Annotated in this window: 13 protein-coding genes; 8 read left to right on the top strand and 5 right to left on the bottom strand. The window is 40.9% G+C overall.

Annotated features, from left to right (window positions below; all coding sequences use genetic code 11):
* Nucleotides 1–22: 22 nt before the first annotated feature.
* On the bottom strand, nt 23–2,965 hold the full coding sequence (locus R2Q66_RS08745) for a two-component regulator propeller domain-containing protein (protein ID WP_316748179.1): 2,943 nt from the start codon (nt 2,963–2,965) through the stop codon (nt 23–25).
* Nucleotides 2,952–3,734 carry a LytTR family DNA-binding domain-containing protein gene (locus tag R2Q66_RS08740; protein ID WP_316747938.1) on the bottom strand — a complete coding sequence of 261 codons (783 nt, stop codon included), beginning with the start codon at nt 3,732–3,734 and terminating at the stop codon, nt 2,952–2,954. Before R2Q66_RS08740 ends, R2Q66_RS08745 begins: the two co-directional genes overlap by 14 nt.
* 229 nt (nt 3,735–3,963) lie before the next feature.
* Between R2Q66_RS08740 and R2Q66_RS08735 the strand changes: the two genes are divergently transcribed.
* Together R2Q66_RS08735 and R2Q66_RS08730 are read left to right on the top strand one after the other, a co-directional pair.
* Entirely contained in the window at nt 3,964–4,680 is a 717-nt protein-coding gene (locus R2Q66_RS08735) for a ferritin-like domain-containing protein (protein ID WP_316747936.1), read from the top strand.
* 16 nt (nt 4,681–4,696) lie between these two features.
* Nucleotides 4,697–5,542 (top strand): ferritin-like domain-containing protein, encoded by an 846-nt coding sequence (locus R2Q66_RS08730; RefSeq protein ID WP_316747934.1) that lies wholly within the window; start codon nt 4,697–4,699, stop codon nt 5,540–5,542.
* Nucleotides 5,543–5,626: 84 nt separating this feature from the next.
* On the opposite strand, the gene mqnC is transcribed toward R2Q66_RS08730, so the two are convergent.
* Nucleotides 5,627–6,751, bottom strand: a complete 1,125-nt coding sequence (mqnC, locus tag R2Q66_RS08725) for a cyclic dehypoxanthinyl futalosine synthase (protein WP_316747932.1) — start codon at nt 6,749–6,751, stop codon at nt 5,627–5,629.
* Nucleotides 6,752–6,848: 97 nt separating this feature from the next.
* On the opposite strand from mqnC, the gene R2Q66_RS08720 reads away from it, so the two are divergent.
* From R2Q66_RS08720 to R2Q66_RS08710, 3 genes are all read left to right on the top strand, one after another.
* The gene (locus R2Q66_RS08720) at nt 6,849–8,093 is read left to right on the top strand and encodes a pitrilysin family protein (RefSeq protein WP_316747930.1); all 1,245 of its coding nucleotides are present in this window, start codon (nt 6,849–6,851) and stop codon (nt 8,091–8,093) included.
* Nucleotides 8,086–9,360, top strand: a complete 1,275-nt coding sequence (locus R2Q66_RS08715) for a pitrilysin family protein (protein WP_316747928.1) — start codon at nt 8,086–8,088, stop codon at nt 9,358–9,360. The genes R2Q66_RS08720 and R2Q66_RS08715 overlap by 8 nt, the downstream gene beginning before the upstream one ends.
* Before the next feature lie 171 nt (nt 9,361–9,531).
* A complete protein-coding gene (locus R2Q66_RS08710; protein WP_316747926.1) occupies nt 9,532–10,008 on the top strand; it encodes a GNAT family N-acetyltransferase in 477 nt (158 codons plus the stop codon).
* A 24-nt stretch (nt 10,009–10,032) separates the two neighbouring features.
* Here the strand turns inward: R2Q66_RS08710 and R2Q66_RS08705 are convergent, their stop codons facing one another.
* A complete protein-coding gene (locus tag R2Q66_RS08705) occupies nt 10,033–10,848 on the bottom strand; it encodes an AraC family transcriptional regulator (RefSeq protein ID WP_316747924.1) in 816 nt (271 codons plus the stop codon).
* 85 nt (nt 10,849–10,933) lie between these two features.
* Here R2Q66_RS08705 and R2Q66_RS08700 point away from each other — a divergent pair, with 85 nt between their 5' ends.
* The 3 genes from R2Q66_RS08700 to R2Q66_RS08690 are packed head-to-tail and all read left to right on the top strand — an operon-like array spanning nt 10,934 to nt 14,925.
* Entirely contained in the window at nt 10,934–12,274 is a 1,341-nt protein-coding gene (locus R2Q66_RS08700) for a TolC family protein (protein WP_316747922.1), read from the top strand.
* Nucleotide 12,275: 1 nt separating this feature from the next.
* Nucleotides 12,276–13,337 (top strand): HlyD family secretion protein, encoded by a 1,062-nt coding sequence (locus R2Q66_RS08695; RefSeq protein WP_316747919.1) that lies wholly within the window; start codon nt 12,276–12,278, stop codon nt 13,335–13,337.
* Entirely contained in the window at nt 13,330–14,925 is a 1,596-nt protein-coding gene (locus R2Q66_RS08690; protein WP_316747917.1) for an MFS transporter, read from the top strand. The genes R2Q66_RS08695 and R2Q66_RS08690 overlap by 8 nt, the downstream gene beginning before the upstream one ends.
* Here the strand turns inward: R2Q66_RS08690 and R2Q66_RS08685 are convergent.
* Complete coding sequence (locus tag R2Q66_RS08685) at nt 14,922–15,872, bottom strand: 2-dehydropantoate 2-reductase (RefSeq protein WP_316747914.1); 951 nt, start codon at nt 15,870–15,872, stop codon at nt 14,922–14,924. The genes R2Q66_RS08690 and R2Q66_RS08685 overlap by 4 nt on opposite strands.
* Between the last annotated feature and the right edge of the window lie 91 nt (nt 15,873–15,963).

Genomic DNA, 15,963 nt, shown 5'->3' with positions numbered 1-15,963 from the left:
TTAAAATTGAGTAAACGGTAATTTAGGTGTATAATGGGATAGAAATAGATACAAAAGTCCCAGACAAACCTGTTTGCTGTACACTAATCTGTATAGGATTTGCTTCCACCTGATTCAATAAATGGATACGTTCTTTAGTTAAGTCCATTCCTTTGCTCTGGTGTTCTCCCTTTTTATCCCTCAAAGAGTTTTCAATACCTATGCCATCATCAATGATTTTAATGATCAGGTGGTCTGGTCCCTTGAGGTCAATCAGAATATCTATTTTACCACCCTCTTCTTTGGGCATAATACCATGCCATATCGCATTTTCAATAAAAGGCTGGAGGATCATCGAAGGGATCATGGTTTCTTCCTTATCAATCGCTGGACTCACCCTGATCTGATAAATCAGCTTATCGCCAAACCTTTTCTTCTCCAGGCTCAGGTATAACTCCAGGTAATCCAACTCCTCTTCCAGGGTAATGAAACTCCGCGTACAAATCTCCAGGTTTTTCCGGATCAGCTTGGCAAAGCCTGTGAGCACCTTATTGGCAGAATTGGTATCCTTCGTATTGATGTAATGCTGAATGGAATTCATCACATTAAATACGAAGTGAGGGTTCATCATGGCTTGTAAAGCACGCTGTTCCAGCATGAGGATCTTATTCTTCAACAGTAACTGTTCCTGTTCTTTATTTTTCTGACGTCGGGTCACCACTACGGCCAGCTTATAAAAAGCAAGACCTGCCACTAAGAACACCAATACCAGGAACCAGGTAGTCTGCCAGAAATAGGCTTTAAGCACAAAACTCACGGTAACCGGGGTACTCCAGTCGCTGTTGTTAGATTTTGCACTCAGTTCAAAAACATAAGCGCCGGGTTCCAGCGTAGAGAATTCAATCCTGCGACTTCTGGTCTCTGTCCAGGGGGCGTCGGGTTTCAGTCGGTAACGGTATAAAATGTTTTTATTCTGGAAATCAATAGCACTGTAAAAGAATGTAATGCTGTTGTCAGCAGGTTCCAGTATATGATCAGGGTGGTTCATACCCAGCTTATTCTTGTTGTTGACCACCGAAGTAACGTATACTTTAGGCGCTTCATTTTTATGGATGGAATGGTTAACGTCAAAATAAACCAAGCCACTATTGGTTGCAAAATAAGCGTTCTTTTCGCCTATAAACAAGCAGTTCACATCATCTGTCAGCAAAGAGTTGGTAAAACCAAAGGACTCTACAGTAGCCTTGTCATTTTTAAAATTAATCTTGTTGATGCCATTGTTCGTAACTACCCAGGTCTCATTATTCTTCACAAACAGCCTTTTACAAATGTTATCTGCCAGACCATCTTCCTGAGTGATCACCTTTAAAATACGGCCATTCCTCATAAAGATCAAGCCATTGCCATCCGTTGCCAAAACCAGCGTATGGTCCGAAAGCTCCTGAATATCATTGATCCGTTTCGTTAAAAGCGGTTGTTTAGCATAAAAGTTCGACAATATTCCATTAGAAAATTGCGATAATCCATTCACATTGGAGAACCAGAGATTCTGTGCCTGGTCATAAAATACCCGGTATGAACGGTTATTAAAGAAATCTTCCCCTTGTTTAAAAGACAAAGAGGTAAATTCAAACCTGCGTTCCCGGTCAGGAATAATAACTACTCCAGAGGATAGTGCCAATGCAAGGTTCCTTCCGGAAGCAATGCTAAAGCTCTTGATGACAAACATGGAATTATTAGTTTCTTTCAGGAAGTCAATTTGCCGGTTGTCCTGATAGATATCGTTGATTCTGCCCAGTCCATAATCCGAAGCAAAATAAATCGCATGATTCAGAGAATCAAAAGCAAGCTGTTTGATGATGTTATATTTTTTTTGATCAGGCAACGCAATCTGGTGTATCTGACCATTTGTAAGGTCTAAAGTATTGATTTTTGCTTCATCAAGGCCTAGCCAGAGTCTGTTGCGATCGTCTTTCGTGATACTTTTCACCACATCGCTGCTTAGTCCATTGGCCTTATTAACCACATACAGACGTTCATTTTCCTGGGGCAGCATATAAATACCATTGGTCGTGGTAAACCACATATTGCCTTTGGCATCCTTAATGGCCTGACTGGCGGAGATATTTTCCAGGTAACGTTTGGTTTTTCCATCAGCTTCCACCTGGTAGATTCCTGAGGCATTACTTATCCAGAGACCAGTTTTTTGATCGGTATAAAGATATCCGGGGTCATTTGAAAGTATTTCCGGACTGATCCTGATCTTCAAAGTTTCCTGATTTCCTTTTCGGATGTTGAGCCCCTTTTGATCTAGGTAAGCCAGTGTTTTATCGGGTAAATTGAGCGCTGTTTTATACGATAAGGGCAAACGCTGATGTGGAACTACCTTGAACGTATTGCCTTCCATTGCACGGATAGAAGTATTACTGATCGCCCAGATCTTTCCTTTTTCATCCTCATGGATAAAAGCATTGATGAACTGGCGGTCATGGTCGGCAGAAATATATTTTGTGATCGATTTGCCATTGTACATCACCAGCATATTCTTATTCGTTCCCAGCCAGATTCTTCCCTGACTATCCTGGAAAAAGGAAACAATAACCGCATTAACTTTCAACAGTTTTAACAGCTGGTTATTGGTCTCATTATAGATTTTGCCGTTTAAAAAGTAACTGAGCTGGCCATTTAAAGCCAAAAACCATATTTTACCGCTTTTATCTTCCTTTAACTGTAGAATTTGATTGTCCGGTAAACCATCATTAACGGAAAAAGTCTCTACAATTTTCCCGTCGAACCGACTTACGCCCGCATCCGTAGCGATCCAGATATAGCCTTTGCTATCCTGCATCGTATAAAAGCAATTGTTGCTGGGTAAGCCACTTTTTGTGTCAATGTGTTGCAGATACGCGCTTTGAGAAAAGGCGCTCAGACTGCTGATCAGGCAAAAAATAAAAGGAATGATCCCTTTGATATTAAGATTTATCACTTTCAATTCTGATATAGGATTTAACTTTTTCCGCAAAATCACTTGCGCGTCTTCTGGAAACAGCGATCTTTTCTCCGTTTTTCAAAAGAACTTCCACACCATTTTTCGAATTGTATTCCTTTAAATAGTTCAGGTTAACAATACTTGATTTATGGATACGTACAAACTGCTGCTCAGGAAGAATTTCTTCATACTCTTTTAAAACTTTGGAAACCGTGATTTTGTCCTTATTCGCAAGGTGAAAAATAGAGTAATTGCTGTCTGCTTCAATATGAACAATGTCATTGATATCGATTAATGAATAGCCCTGTCCATTCGGAAGACTGATTTTCCTGATTTCTGAGCGGTCAGAAAGGTTGGTTGCCAGGTTTTGTAAACTGTCATTCCTGTTGTTTTCTTTTTTATTCAGCGCGATATATTTCCTTGCTTTTTCTACGGACAGTTTTAGCTCATCAATATCAATGGGTTTCAAAAGATAATCCAGTGCATTAGCTTTAATTGCCCTCAGGGCATACTGATCATAAGCCGTTGTAAAAATAACATGAGCGTTGTGTTGCTGCGCCAGGGGGATCAATTCAAATCCGTTTTCGCCAGGCATGGCTATATCAAGAAATATCAAATCGATCTGGTGATTGTTCAGGAGCTGCCTTGCTTCAGCTACTGATTTTGCAATCCCGGCGATATGAATGCCCTCACAATTCTCCTGAACCAGGAAATAAAGGGAGGAGCGGGCAAATTCTTCATCATCAACAATAATCGTGTTCAGCACTGCTATCGGGTTTATAAGGGTCAATTTATTAAAAAAATGAAGGATGTAAGAATCTTTTTTGCTGAGTATGAAATCCAAGCAGTCATTTCTCCCGTAAGTGACATTACAAAACCTATAAAATTTTAGAAAACTAAAACCTGCGCAGGTAAGTTTCATAAACTTTTGAACTAAAAACTTGAATTACGATTTGCGAAAGCAAAATCTTGATTTTTAACTCAAAGCTATAACTATGAAAAACTTACACGATGAAAAAGAAGTGCTGCAAGAGGAAGGCAGTATTCTTACCGCTCCATTGCAACGCCGTTCATTTCTGCAATATGCAGGTGCAGGCGCAGCAGGCATCGCTTTGATCGCCGCAGGATGTAAAAAAGATAAATCGATGCCCGACGATAACTTTTTCGGTGGGGGAGTTACTCTTGATTTTAAAGACGATTTCGGGGTGCTAAACTATGCTTATGCCCTGGAACAATTAGAAGCAGCATTTTATATTCAGGTGGCCGCCACTCCATATGCGAATATCAGTGCTCCTGAACTTGCCTATTTTAAAGACATACAATTTCATGAAATTGCCCACCGTGAATTTTTCAAAAACGCATTAGGTGCCGCTGCCATTGGCGCACTGGAGGTTGACTTCTCAAAAATCAACTTTGCCGACAGGACCAGTGTTCTGGGAACAGCAAAAGCATTCGAAGATTTAGGCGTTTCTGCTTATAATGGTGCTGGAAAATTACTAAAAAGCACCGTTTACTTAACCTTAGCAGGTAAAATTGTTTCTGTGGAAGCGCGTCATGCGGCTTACATCAGAGAGCTGATCTCACCAAACTCCTTCTCTAACGTAGAGGTAGTAGATGCGACCAATGCACTCGACAAATCCCGTGATCCAAAAGCGGTACTGGCTATTGCTGGTGGGTTTGTGAAAACAAAAATCAACGTCATTAATTTATAGTCTAAACCTGGAAGTCATGAATATCGTCGATATATTAGAAGAAATTGAAAAAGTAGATGGAGAAGTGTATGAACGCTTTAGCCCGCGTAGAGCTGCAATGAAGCAGTTCTTCAATGTAGGAAAGAAATTAAGTCTGGCTGCAGTACCATTGGCATTAGGGTCCATGTTTAACAAGGCATATGGACAAAGTACCTTACCTGCAAATGTAAAAGCAGTATTGCAGTTCGCCTTAACCTTAGAGCATTTTGAAGCCGCATTTTATGTGCAGGCCTTGAAAACAACTGGTGGTGCAGATTTCTCAGGCTCTACACAGGTAGCCTTAGACAAAGCAGCGATCGGTATCATCTCTGCGCACGAAACAGCTCATGTTAACTTTCTGAAAGGCGTAATTGGTACAGATGCTGTTGCAGCCAAAGCCAGCTACGACTGGACTGCCAGTGGTGCATTTCCAAATCCATTTGCAACAGGTAATTATGGAGTTTTCCTTGCCGTTGCCCAATGTTTAGAAGATACTGGAGTTCGTGCTTACAAAGGACAGGCGCCAGCGTTAGTAGGACAGGGTGGCGTGTTGGAAGCAGCATTAAATATTCACTCTGTGGAAGCGCGTCATGCGGCCAAAATCCGTTACATGCGTGCACAAAATGGCTTTAATATTAAACCATGGATTACTGGTGGAAATGATTCTGGTGTTGCTAATGCAGCAGCAGTATATGCCGGAGAAGAAACTGTGATTCAGGCAGGTATTACCATTACCGGAATTAACGGAAGCGCAGTAAATGCGAATGCCGCTACAGAATCATTTGATGAGCCATTAACAACAGAACAAGTATTGGCTATTGTAAAAGGATTCGGAGTTTCTTAATAAAAACAAGGGGATTTGTTTAGGTTTAAGATGGGGAAGACGACGAATGTCTCTTCCCCTATTTTGATTTAAAACAAAATGTCTTTAGTAATTAATTACCTGTTCTTCCAGATGCTCCGGAAGGTCACGGTAATTGTATTGCTGACCGCGAAGCTGAGGCTCGAAACCTGCTTCTCTGATGGCATCCTGAATTCCTTTCGCGGTGAAACGGTGTGGCGCGCCAGCGGCAGAAACTACATTCTCCTCAATCATAATCGATCCAAAATCATTGGCACCTGCATGTAAACATAGCTCTGCTACATTTTTACCAACCGTAAGCCAGGAAGCCTGAATATTTTTAATGTTAGGCAGCATAATTCTACTCAAAGCAAGCATTCTGATATACTCATCTCCGGAAACATTATTGCTGATCCCTCTTAATCTTTTCAATAAAGTACCATCATCCTGGAAAGGCCATGGAATAAAGGCAAGGAAACCTTTGGCATCTGCCGGTTTTTCGCTCTGCACTTCTCTGATCCAAACTAAATGTTCGAAACGTTCTTCAATGGTTTCTACATGACCAAACATCATGGTTGCAGAAGTAGTGATATTCAGCTGATGTGCTGCACGCATCACGTCTAACCATTCTTTACCGCCACATTTACCTTTAGAAATTAACCTTCTTACACGGTCATTCAGGATTTCAGCACCTGCACCAGGCAGAGAATCCATACCGGCTTCCTGTAAAGCACTCAATACTTCTGTATGAGAAATTCCCTCCAGTTTGGCCACATGGGCAATTTCCGGCGGACCTAAAGCATGTAATTTTAAATCAGGATATAATTCTTTTAGTTTTCTAAACAGATCAGCATAGAATTTCAGTCCGAGGTCCGGATGGTGGCCACCCTGTAACAACAACTGATCTCCGCCTAATCTGAAAGTTTCTTCAATTTTAACTTTATAAGTTTCAATGTCAGTGATATAGCTATCTTCGTGTCCTGGTCTTCTAAAGAAGTTACAGAACTTACAATTGGCAATACATACATTGGTCGTATTTACATTACGGTCTATCTGCCAGGTAACTTTCCCGCTTGGTACTTGTTTTTTCCTCAGTTCATTGGCCACATAGGCCAGTTCGGCAGTTGACGCATGGTGATACAGAAAAACGCCTTCTTCTTGTGTAAGAAAGTCGAATTTTAGCGCCCTATGCAATAAATCGGCTGTATTCATACCGCAAATATACCATAAGTTCCTTTCTTTTTATTTCACATTATTATCACATTTCCCTTTTGCTTTATTCCTATCTTTGAACATTATTTTAATATATATGGTAGATTTTAACCGTTTTACATTGGCCAATGGATTACGTGTCCTGGTACACGAGGATGATACAACGCCTATGGCGGTGTTAAACATCTTATATGACGTTGGTGCAAGAGACGAAGAACAAGATAAAACCGGCTTTGCCCATTTATTTGAACACCTGATGTTTGGGGGTTCTGTAAATATTCCTAGCTATGACGAACCCTTACAAAGGGTTGGTGGCGAAAACAATGCTTTTACCAGCAATGACATCACCAATTATTACATCACCTTACCGGCTACCAATCTGGAAACCGCTTTCTGGTTAGAGAGCGACCGGATGCTGAGCCTTGCTTTCTCAGAGAAAAGTCTGGAAACACAGCGTAATGTAGTGTGTGAAGAGTTCAAACAAAGATATTTAAACCAACCTTACGGTGACGTATGGTTGAAGCTGAGGCCACTTGCTTATAAAGAACATCCTTACCGCTGGGCAACTATCGGACAAGACTTAAAGCAAATCGAAGATGCTAAAATGGAAGATGTGAAAGCATTTTTCAAAAAACATTACCACCCTCAAAATGCCATTATGGTAGTTGGTGGAAATGTCAAAACAGAAGAAGTAAAAGCATTGGCTGAGAAATGGTTTGGAGCAATCCCTACCGGAGAACAGACGGTAAGAAACCTCCCTGTAGAACCAACGCAAACTATTGCACGCGAAGAAACCGTGATTGCAGAAGTACCTTTGAACGCGATTTACATGGCTTTCCAAATGCCGGATCGTGCCGATAAAGACTACCAGGTTTATGATCTGTTGTCTGATATCCTTTCTCAGGGACAATCATCCAGATTATACAACAGCCTGCTTAAAGAACAACAATTGTTCAGCGATATCCATGCTTACCTAACCGGAAGTATCGATAAAGGCCTATTCATCGTAGAAGGTAAACTGGTAGAAGGCGTCACCATGGAAGCTGCTGAGGCTGCTATCTGGAAGGAACTGAATGCCATTGCCAGTGAAGAAGTGACGGTTGATGAGCTGACGAAAGTGAAAAACAAGTCGGAATCTATCATCGTTTTTGCAGAAATGAGCCTTTTAGATAAAGCCATGAACCTTGCTTATTACGAGCTGTTAGGGGATGCAGAAATGCTGAACACAGAAATCGACAGGTACCATGAAGTAACTTCATCGCGTATTTTGGAGGTGGCACAACGCACCTTCGTTAAAGAACAGTCTTCTATTTTATACTATTTAACTACCCAAGATGCTTAATCGTACCCTAGCGCCTGAATCAAAACAGGTAGATGAAATAAATTTTATTGAACCATTAAAGCAACAGCTGGATAATGGAATTCCCGTATTTACCATCAATGCAGGTAAACAGGAATTGGTACGTATTGAGTTTATCTTTGAAAATGTAAACTGGGATCAAACCAAACCATTACAATCTGTAACGGTAAGTCACCTGATCAATAACGGAACAGCGAAATTAACGGCCAAAGATATTGCGGAGAAGGTAGATTATTACGGCGCTTTCCTGCAAACAGAATATGGTGCAGATCAGTCGAGCGTAAAAGTTTACACGTTAAACAAACACCTGGCTGAGGTATTGCCGATCTTACAATCCATCTTGAATGAGAGTATTTTTCCTCAGCAAGAACTGGATATCTATGTGCAGAATCAAAAACAATCCTTACAGGTCAGCTTGCAAAAGAATGATTTCTTAGCCAGAAAACATTTCGCAAATGCCGTATTCGGAGATTCCAGCTATGGATCTAATATCGGTGCTTCCGATTATGAAGCCATCCAACAGGCAGATTTGCTGAGTTATTTCAAAGCAGCTTATAAACCTGAAAATTGTACCATCATCGTTGCCGGAAAGTTCGAGCAACCAGAATTTGATCTTTTGAACAATGTTTTAGGAAAAACCTGGAACAATAAGGAGCATTCTGTTGTCAACAAATTCGACTTTACCAAAGGACAAGCTGGAGAGATCCTGATTGAGAAACCAGAGGCGATTCAATCGGCTATCCGTATGGGCGCATTGGCGATTACCAGAAAACACAAAGATTTCCCTGGCTTCCAGGTGATGAACTGTTTGCTGGGTGGTTATTTTGGTTCCCGTTTAATGGCTAATATCCGAGAGGATAAAGGTTATACCTATGGTATCGGCTCGGCAATCGTTTCTTTAAAAGATGCTGGTTATTTCTTCATCGCTACAGAAGTAGGGGTAGATGTATGTAACAACACCTTAATAGAGATCGAAAAAGAGATTGATTTATTGAAATCAGACCTGGTATCAGAAGAAGAATTAAACCTGGTACGTAACTATATGTTAGGTTCCATGCTGGGCAGCTTAGAAAATGCTTTTTCTCATGCTGATAAGTTCAAAAATGCCTATTTCTCCGGCCTTGATTACACGTATTATGATAACTATATCGAAACCGTGAAAAACATCACGCCAGAGGATTTAAAACAGCTGGCCAATCAATATTTAAATACTGCCGACTTCACCAAAGTCATCGTAGGCAAAAAATAATAGAATTATCCTGGCTGATCCCCATCGGTCAGGATTTTTTATGCCCTTTTCCGTCATCAATTCGCCACATTATTTAAATGTTGATTTCATTTTTCCTAAATTTTATAAACCATTAAATACAGACAAATTATTTGTTGATATTTGTGCCCAATTAAAATCTTTAAGCTAAATATGTCTCCGATTAAAATAGATGTGAACGACCTGACTTACAAAATAAATCCTGATTTGTCGACTATCGACTGGACTTACGTATGTGAGTTATTTGATAAGGTAGATTGGAGAACAAGGGTAGAAGCAGACATAGAAGCAGCTTTCAGAAAAAGCAGCTGGACTTTATTCATTTATAAGGGAGATCAGCTGATTGCTTTTGGAAGAACCATTGATGATGGCAGGTATTATGCAATCCTTGCAGATATCATTGTTGATCCTGATTTTCAGGGTAATGGACTGGGTAAATACCTGGTAACTACCTTAAATGAAAAACTGGGCGATAATTACCATTTCGTAAACCTAACCGCCGCTCCCGGCAAAGGTGATTTTTATAAAAGTCTGGGTTGGAAAAAACAGTCTACCTGTTATATCTGGCCACAAGGACCTAAACAAAAAAGATTACACACGGAACCGGATCCGGAAGAAACTACGGAATAATTCATCAATCAGAGCTCAAGTTAATTATGTTGAGCTCAGGCTTGCTGTTTTTAATGCTTTAAACGAAGAAGGTCTACTTCCTGTCATCTTGAAAAAGGTGTTGCTAAAGGAAGAAATACTATCGTAACCAACTTCATAAGCGATCTCACTTATCGTCAGATCGCTTTCCAACAACTTTTCCATTGCTTTAGTGATCCTTACCAGCTTCAGGTATTGAAAAAAAGAAATGTCTAAGGAGGCCAGAAATACCCTGGATAAAGTGCGTTCAGAAAATCCGGTGGCTGTGGCAATGGAAGCTAAAGTAAGCTCTTCCGATAAGTGCTGGTGAATGTATTGTAATGCCGGTCTTAAACGTTCATTGTCTGTGGTAGGAACCACAATTGGCAATGGATGTTTACTAATATCCGGCAGGATGTTTTTTAAAGTGTCTAAAAAACCATATTCGGGTGTTCCCGGAGCAATATTCCCATTCCAGCCTTCTGAATATTTGAGCATTTCCAGCAACAAATTGTTGACAGGGTAAATGCCAATCTGATCATAAAAAGGTGCTTGTTTTTCCGCATTCGTCGCGAAATAAATGTTGCGGACTATCGCTGAGCGATAACGATGCTCTAAATGGTGCGCCACTCCGGCAGGAATCCATAAGTAATGTCGGCCAGGCAGAAAGTAAGACTTATCATTTGCATATAGAAAAATCACCCCGCCTTCCACATAAGTCAGTTGCCCTTTTAGATGTTGATGGTGGCGAAAACGGTCTTCAAACTTACTGTGCCACACATAAGTGCTTTCAGGATGTTCGTCTATTGCCGATAACAGGCTTTCTTTACTGTGCTGATCCATATGGCTGGTTTGAACAAATATATGTCACTTTAGATAAAATAAAGAAAGAAATCTTAGCCGAAATTTGTAGCATTAAATAAACTATATGAATTTTAGCACGTATAAAAGAACATTCATGGGTGGTATGACCCTTCTTTTATCCTCTCTTTTTACCCATGCACAAGGACCGGTAGACCCGGAAATCCCACTTTCCATGAGCCAGGTTTGGCAACTTACAGACAGTAACAGCAGGAAAATACAAATGAACAATCTGGAAGTCATGGCTTCCGAAGCAGGCATCAAAGTGGCCAGATCAGAAAGATTGCCCGAAATCCAGGCAAACGGAGTACTGGCACACATCTTTAAAATGCCGATTTATGAAAATGGTTTGTTTCATACGCCAACACAATTCCCGGTAGAGCCGAAGTATTATAAAATATCCGGCGATGCTTACCTGAACATTTATAATGGTGGAAAAACCAATCGTGAAATTGCGGCCTCAAAAACAGAAAACGAACTGGCCATCGCTAAGAAGAACCTGAGCAAACAGGAAATCCATTTCTTAGCTGCGGTTTATTTCTACGATGTGTACCGCAATCAATCCTATAAAACACTGCTGCTGCAAGATATTAAAGACCGTGAAAAGCAACTTCAGGAGATCAATGTCTTGTACAAAAACGGAACCGTCCTTAAAAGTGATGTGTTGCGTGCAGAATTGCGCTTGTCGAAACAAAAAATGATGCTGACAGAAATTGAAAACAGTATTCATATTGCTGAACAAAAGCTCAATTTGCTGATTGGCAGAGCCGATGATACGCCTTTAAAACCACTTATTTCTGAATCAGAAACTGATCCGGTTTTAATCAAAGGGCTGGCTAACTATCTGGCTGCCGGACAATCGAATTCCTTTAAACTCCAGATTTCTGAGCAGGAACAAAAACTCGGGGAACTGAAATTGAAACAGGTAAAATCTAATATTCTGCCTTCAGTAGGTTTATTCGGAGAATATATGATGGCCTATCCTCAGATCCAGTTTTACCCTTATGCGCTCGCTCCATATCGCAATGGTATGGCTGGTATTAAACTGAAAATCCCTGTTTCTGCGCTTTATACCAATAAACATAAGGTAAAAGTAGCGGAAATTAAACTGCATCAGCAGGAGGTAGAAGATGAGTCTGTGAAAGATAATATCCGCCAGGAAGTACAGGAAAACTATATCCGTTATACGGAATCCTTGAAGCGTATCGAAGTGGCGAATGAAAATATTAAGCAAGCCGCAGAAAGTTATCGTATCGTACAGAATACTTATTTCAACCAGTTGTCTTTATTAACCGATCTGCTGGATGCCGAAACCCAACTTTTACAATCGCGTTTTGAACTGACGACTGCAAAAGTAAATGCCAAAATACAATACTATCAATTAGAAAAAGCTGTAGGAAACTTATAAAATGAGCACGCAAACACAAAATAAAACAGATAAAAGAATTTCAGTAGTCACCACGGTTATCGCTGCCATTGTTATGGTAGTCTTGTTAATTTGGGGAGGCCGTACAGTATTTACCTATTTACGTTTCGAAGAAACCAATGACGCCCAGGTAGAGGAATACATTAATCCGGTTACCGCAAGGGTAAACGGCTATATCAAAACCGTCCGTTACATTGAAAACCAGGAAGTGAAAAAAGGGGATACCCTGGTCGTTATAGACGACAGCGATTATACCGTACAGCAAGATGAAGCGGCAGCTTCATTATCCAATGCAAAGGCACAGGTTTCTGTATTGCAAAGCAACATCCAGACAGCAGGTACAGTAGCAGGTGCCAGTAAAGCAAAAATTGGTGCTGCCAAAGCAAAATTGTGGAAACAACAGGCGGATTACGACCGCTATAAAAAATTATTTGAAGCAGAATCGGCTACTCGTCAGCAATTAGAAAGTGTGCAAAGCATGCTGGAAGTGGCACAAGCCGAATATGAAGCTGCTCAGGAAGACTATGCAGCGGCAATTTCTAAAACCAACGACATTAAAGCACAGTCGGAAGTGCTGGTTTCTGAAATCCAGCGCAGAGATGCCGTGTTAAAAAGAAATCATTTGAATACCTCTTATACCGTAATCCTGGCGCCTTATAATGGCAAGATGGGGAGAAGAACCATCCAACCGGGTCAATTGATACAAAGCGGACAAACCATCGCTTATATCGTTGATAAAGATGCTGGGAAATGGGTGATTGCCAATTTTAAAGAAACACAGATCGGAAAAATGTATGTCGGAGAACCTGTAAATATTGAAGTAGACGCCTTTCCGGGACAATCCTTTTCAGGAAAGATAGAATCGCTTTCTGCGGCCACAGGCTCCAGATTTTCGTTACTGCCTCCAGATAATGCAACCGGTAACTTCGTGAAAATTGCGCAACGTATTCCAGTAAGAATCCGTTTGGATGGTGCTACAGCAGCATTAAGTAATTTAAACGCAGGGATGAGTGCAACGGTTCACATCAAAAAAGACCATGAGTAAATCGCAACCCATTTTTAAATCATGGGCACCGGAATGGCTCATCAGGACCAGCATTTTGTTATTGCTGCTGGCCTCGGTGTTGCTGTTCGCTCTATCCACCGCTGATGGAACTGCTGCGGCAGGGTATTATGGAATGGAGCCTGCTGATGTACAGTTTTCGCTATTGCTATTTTATGCTGCAGTAGCTAGTTTTGCAGGGGTAGAACGCCGTTTCTTTGAGCGGATCATCACCAAAGACTACCTGCTGATCTGTATTGTCCTCGAAATCCTGATCGCTTATTATTGTTACCATACCCGCGAAATCTGGCTGGTCTTTACCTTTAGATTTTTGCAGGGAATTGTCAATTGCGGGATTACCAGTATCTGTCTGACACTCTTGTTCGGAAGATTAAAATCTGAACATTCCAGAGAAGTAGGGTACACCATTTTTTATGGGATGATTCTTTGTGTATCTCCGGTTACAGCCTTGTTTGCCGCCCCGATTGTAGAGAATTTTGAATACAATGTCTTGTATAAAGCAATCATATTTTGTTTTATGCCGAGTGCTGCCTTGTTATTTTTTATTTTAAACAGGGTTCACCTGATGCGTAAAAAGCCTTTATATCAATTAGATTGGGCAAGTTTTTTACTCTTTGCGGTGATGCTCATCCTCATTGCCTATGTATTGATTTATGGCCAGCAAAAAGACTGGCTGGAAGACAAGACCATCCTTTACAGCATCTTCTCGGTCATCGTGCTTTTTGTGCTTTCTATACTGCGACAAAAAGCCTCGAAGCGGCCAACGGTAGATCTGTCCGTATTTAAGTACCGTAATTTTAGCATAGGAATTGGCTTTCTGCTGATCTTATACCTCATCCGTGGTGCTTTTAGTTTAACCAGTACCTACTTTATCACGGTCTTAGGAATGGATTCTTTACATGCAAATGAGCTGATGATTTTCAATATTCTGGGGATCATTGCCGGATCCTGTATTGCCATTCGCTTTTTAATCGGACAAAAGATGCTGCGGGTTTTGTGGATCACCGGATTCGCCTTGTTAATGGTATTTTTTACCGTAATGTGCTTCCTGTTTGCCACAGAGGCTGATGCCGAAACTTTTATCCTTCCGCTTTTCCTGCAAGGTTTAGGTGCAGGAATGGTGATGTCGCCAATTGTGATGTTTATCGTATCCGCTGTTCCTGCTCCATTGGGGCAATCAGCGGCTTCGGTAGGGATATTCGTTCGTTTTTCAGCCTTTAGTCTGAGTCTGGCGTTGATTAATTATTTCCAGCTGTACTTTAAAGGGAGCCATAATAACGCCATGAGATCTGGTTTATCAGTACTGGATTTTGGCCTTTCAGAGCGGTTAGCCGGTTATCAAAACGCGTTAACCAGTCATGGAATGTTAAAAGATGAAGCCGCAAAAGTAGCTGTCGGATTGTTAAATAAATCGGTACAGAAACAGGCATTTCTACAGTTTTGCGTCAACTATTACGAAATGATCGCTGCACTTTGTTTGTTTAGTATCATACTGATTGCCCTTCAACCGGTCATCAGTAAAACAATGATCAACTTGAAGGGCAAACGGCCGGCAGCAGCAGGGTTTTAACTTATAAATCCCGCTTTTATTTCTTCATAAATCCTGGTGCTTTCCAAAACCGGAAGGCCCAGGGATTTTCCATAATCCATAATCGCTCCGGCAAACAATTCCAATTCCGTGTTTTCTTTTTTAGCTTGAATATCGAGCTGTAAAGAGGTCGGAGTAGAATAAGGGAAAGTTGCGGCTTTTTGAAAAGTATTGGCAATGATCTCTGCCGGAATATTGATGTTTTTCTTTGTCGCAATGGCCTTGATTTCTTCCATAATCAAGGTTGCCCTTTCACGTAGTTCAGGCAGCTCATTGATTTGTCCGATGGATTGATTATACCGGGCAGAAACCAACCCAAAACTTGCGATGAAGAAGAATTTTGTCCAGATGTCTGGAAAAGCATCCTCCTTATATTGGATGTCGATACCCGCTGATTTCATAAGATCCACCAATTCCTGCGCATTATAATCCGGGTTTTTGGGGTCATTTCCGACTACTATTTTGCCTGGATTTCCTTTGTGTTCTACCGTCCCTTTTTCTTTAATATGAGAAGCCACATACACACAGGCAGGAAGCACAATGCCAGTTGTAATCACCTTGCGGATTCTTTCATAGATATCTACGCCATTCATCAATGGTAAAATCACGGTATCCGCTTTAATCTTGTCTTTTAAAGCCAGACAAACCTTTTCCAAATCGTATTCCTTCACACAGATGAGGAACATATCAGGACCGGGGACATTGGTAAACTCCTCATAAATTGCTGCAGGATGGGCGATCGGGCTTTCATGCTCCGGAGACAGCAGTCGGAGTCCATCTTTCTTTACGATTTCAAAAGTCTCTCCTCTGGCCACAAAAGAGATCTGGAGTTCCTCGGGATTTGAATAGCGTTGCGCAAGTTTAAATCCGAAGTAACCACCAACACCTCCGAGCCCGATTACTGTTAATTTTTTTATAGTTGTTTTCATGTATAGGATAGAAAATTATCTGCGCAAATTAAACAGATTAATACTCCCTAACCGTTTATTTATGTCAAATGATTTATACTTTTGAAAAATT

It is taken from the genome of Pedobacter gandavensis (assembly GCF_032677645.1).
GTDB classification, from domain to species: Bacteria; Bacteroidota; Bacteroidia; order Sphingobacteriales; family Sphingobacteriaceae; genus Pedobacter; species Pedobacter gandavensis_A.
This window is presented reverse-complemented; position numbering and strand designations above follow the sequence as displayed.

Bases quoted from the DNA above. Each gene is read 5' to 3' on its own strand.
- R2Q66_RS08690 (WP_316747917.1), top strand. From the start codon at position 13,330: ATGAGTAAATCGCAACCCATTTTTAAATCATGGGCACCGGAATGGCTC.
- R2Q66_RS08730 (WP_316747934.1), top strand. From the start codon at position 4,697: ATGAATATCGTCGATATATTAGAAGAAATTGAAAAAGTAGATGGAGAA.
- R2Q66_RS08710 (WP_316747926.1), top strand. From the start codon at position 9,532: ATGTCTCCGATTAAAATAGATGTGAACGACCTGACTTACAAAATAAAT.
- R2Q66_RS08685 (WP_316747914.1), bottom strand. From the start codon at position 15,872: ATGAAAACAACTATAAAAAAATTAACAGTAATCGGGCTCGGAGGTGTT.
- R2Q66_RS08695 (WP_316747919.1), top strand. From the start codon at position 12,276: ATGAGCACGCAAACACAAAATAAAACAGATAAAAGAATTTCAGTAGTC.
- R2Q66_RS08720 (WP_316747930.1), top strand. From the start codon at position 6,849: ATGGTAGATTTTAACCGTTTTACATTGGCCAATGGATTACGTGTCCTG.
- R2Q66_RS08700 (WP_316747922.1), top strand. From the start codon at position 10,934: ATGAATTTTAGCACGTATAAAAGAACATTCATGGGTGGTATGACCCTT.
- R2Q66_RS08715 (WP_316747928.1), top strand. From the start codon at position 8,086: ATGCTTAATCGTACCCTAGCGCCTGAATCAAAACAGGTAGATGAAATA.
- mqnC (WP_316747932.1), bottom strand. From the start codon at position 6,751: ATGAATACAGCCGATTTATTGCATAGGGCGCTAAAATTCGACTTTCTT.
- R2Q66_RS08705 (WP_316747924.1), bottom strand. From the start codon at position 10,848: ATGGATCAGCACAGTAAAGAAAGCCTGTTATCGGCAATAGACGAACAT.
- R2Q66_RS08735 (WP_316747936.1), top strand. From the start codon at position 3,964: ATGAAAAACTTACACGATGAAAAAGAAGTGCTGCAAGAGGAAGGCAGT.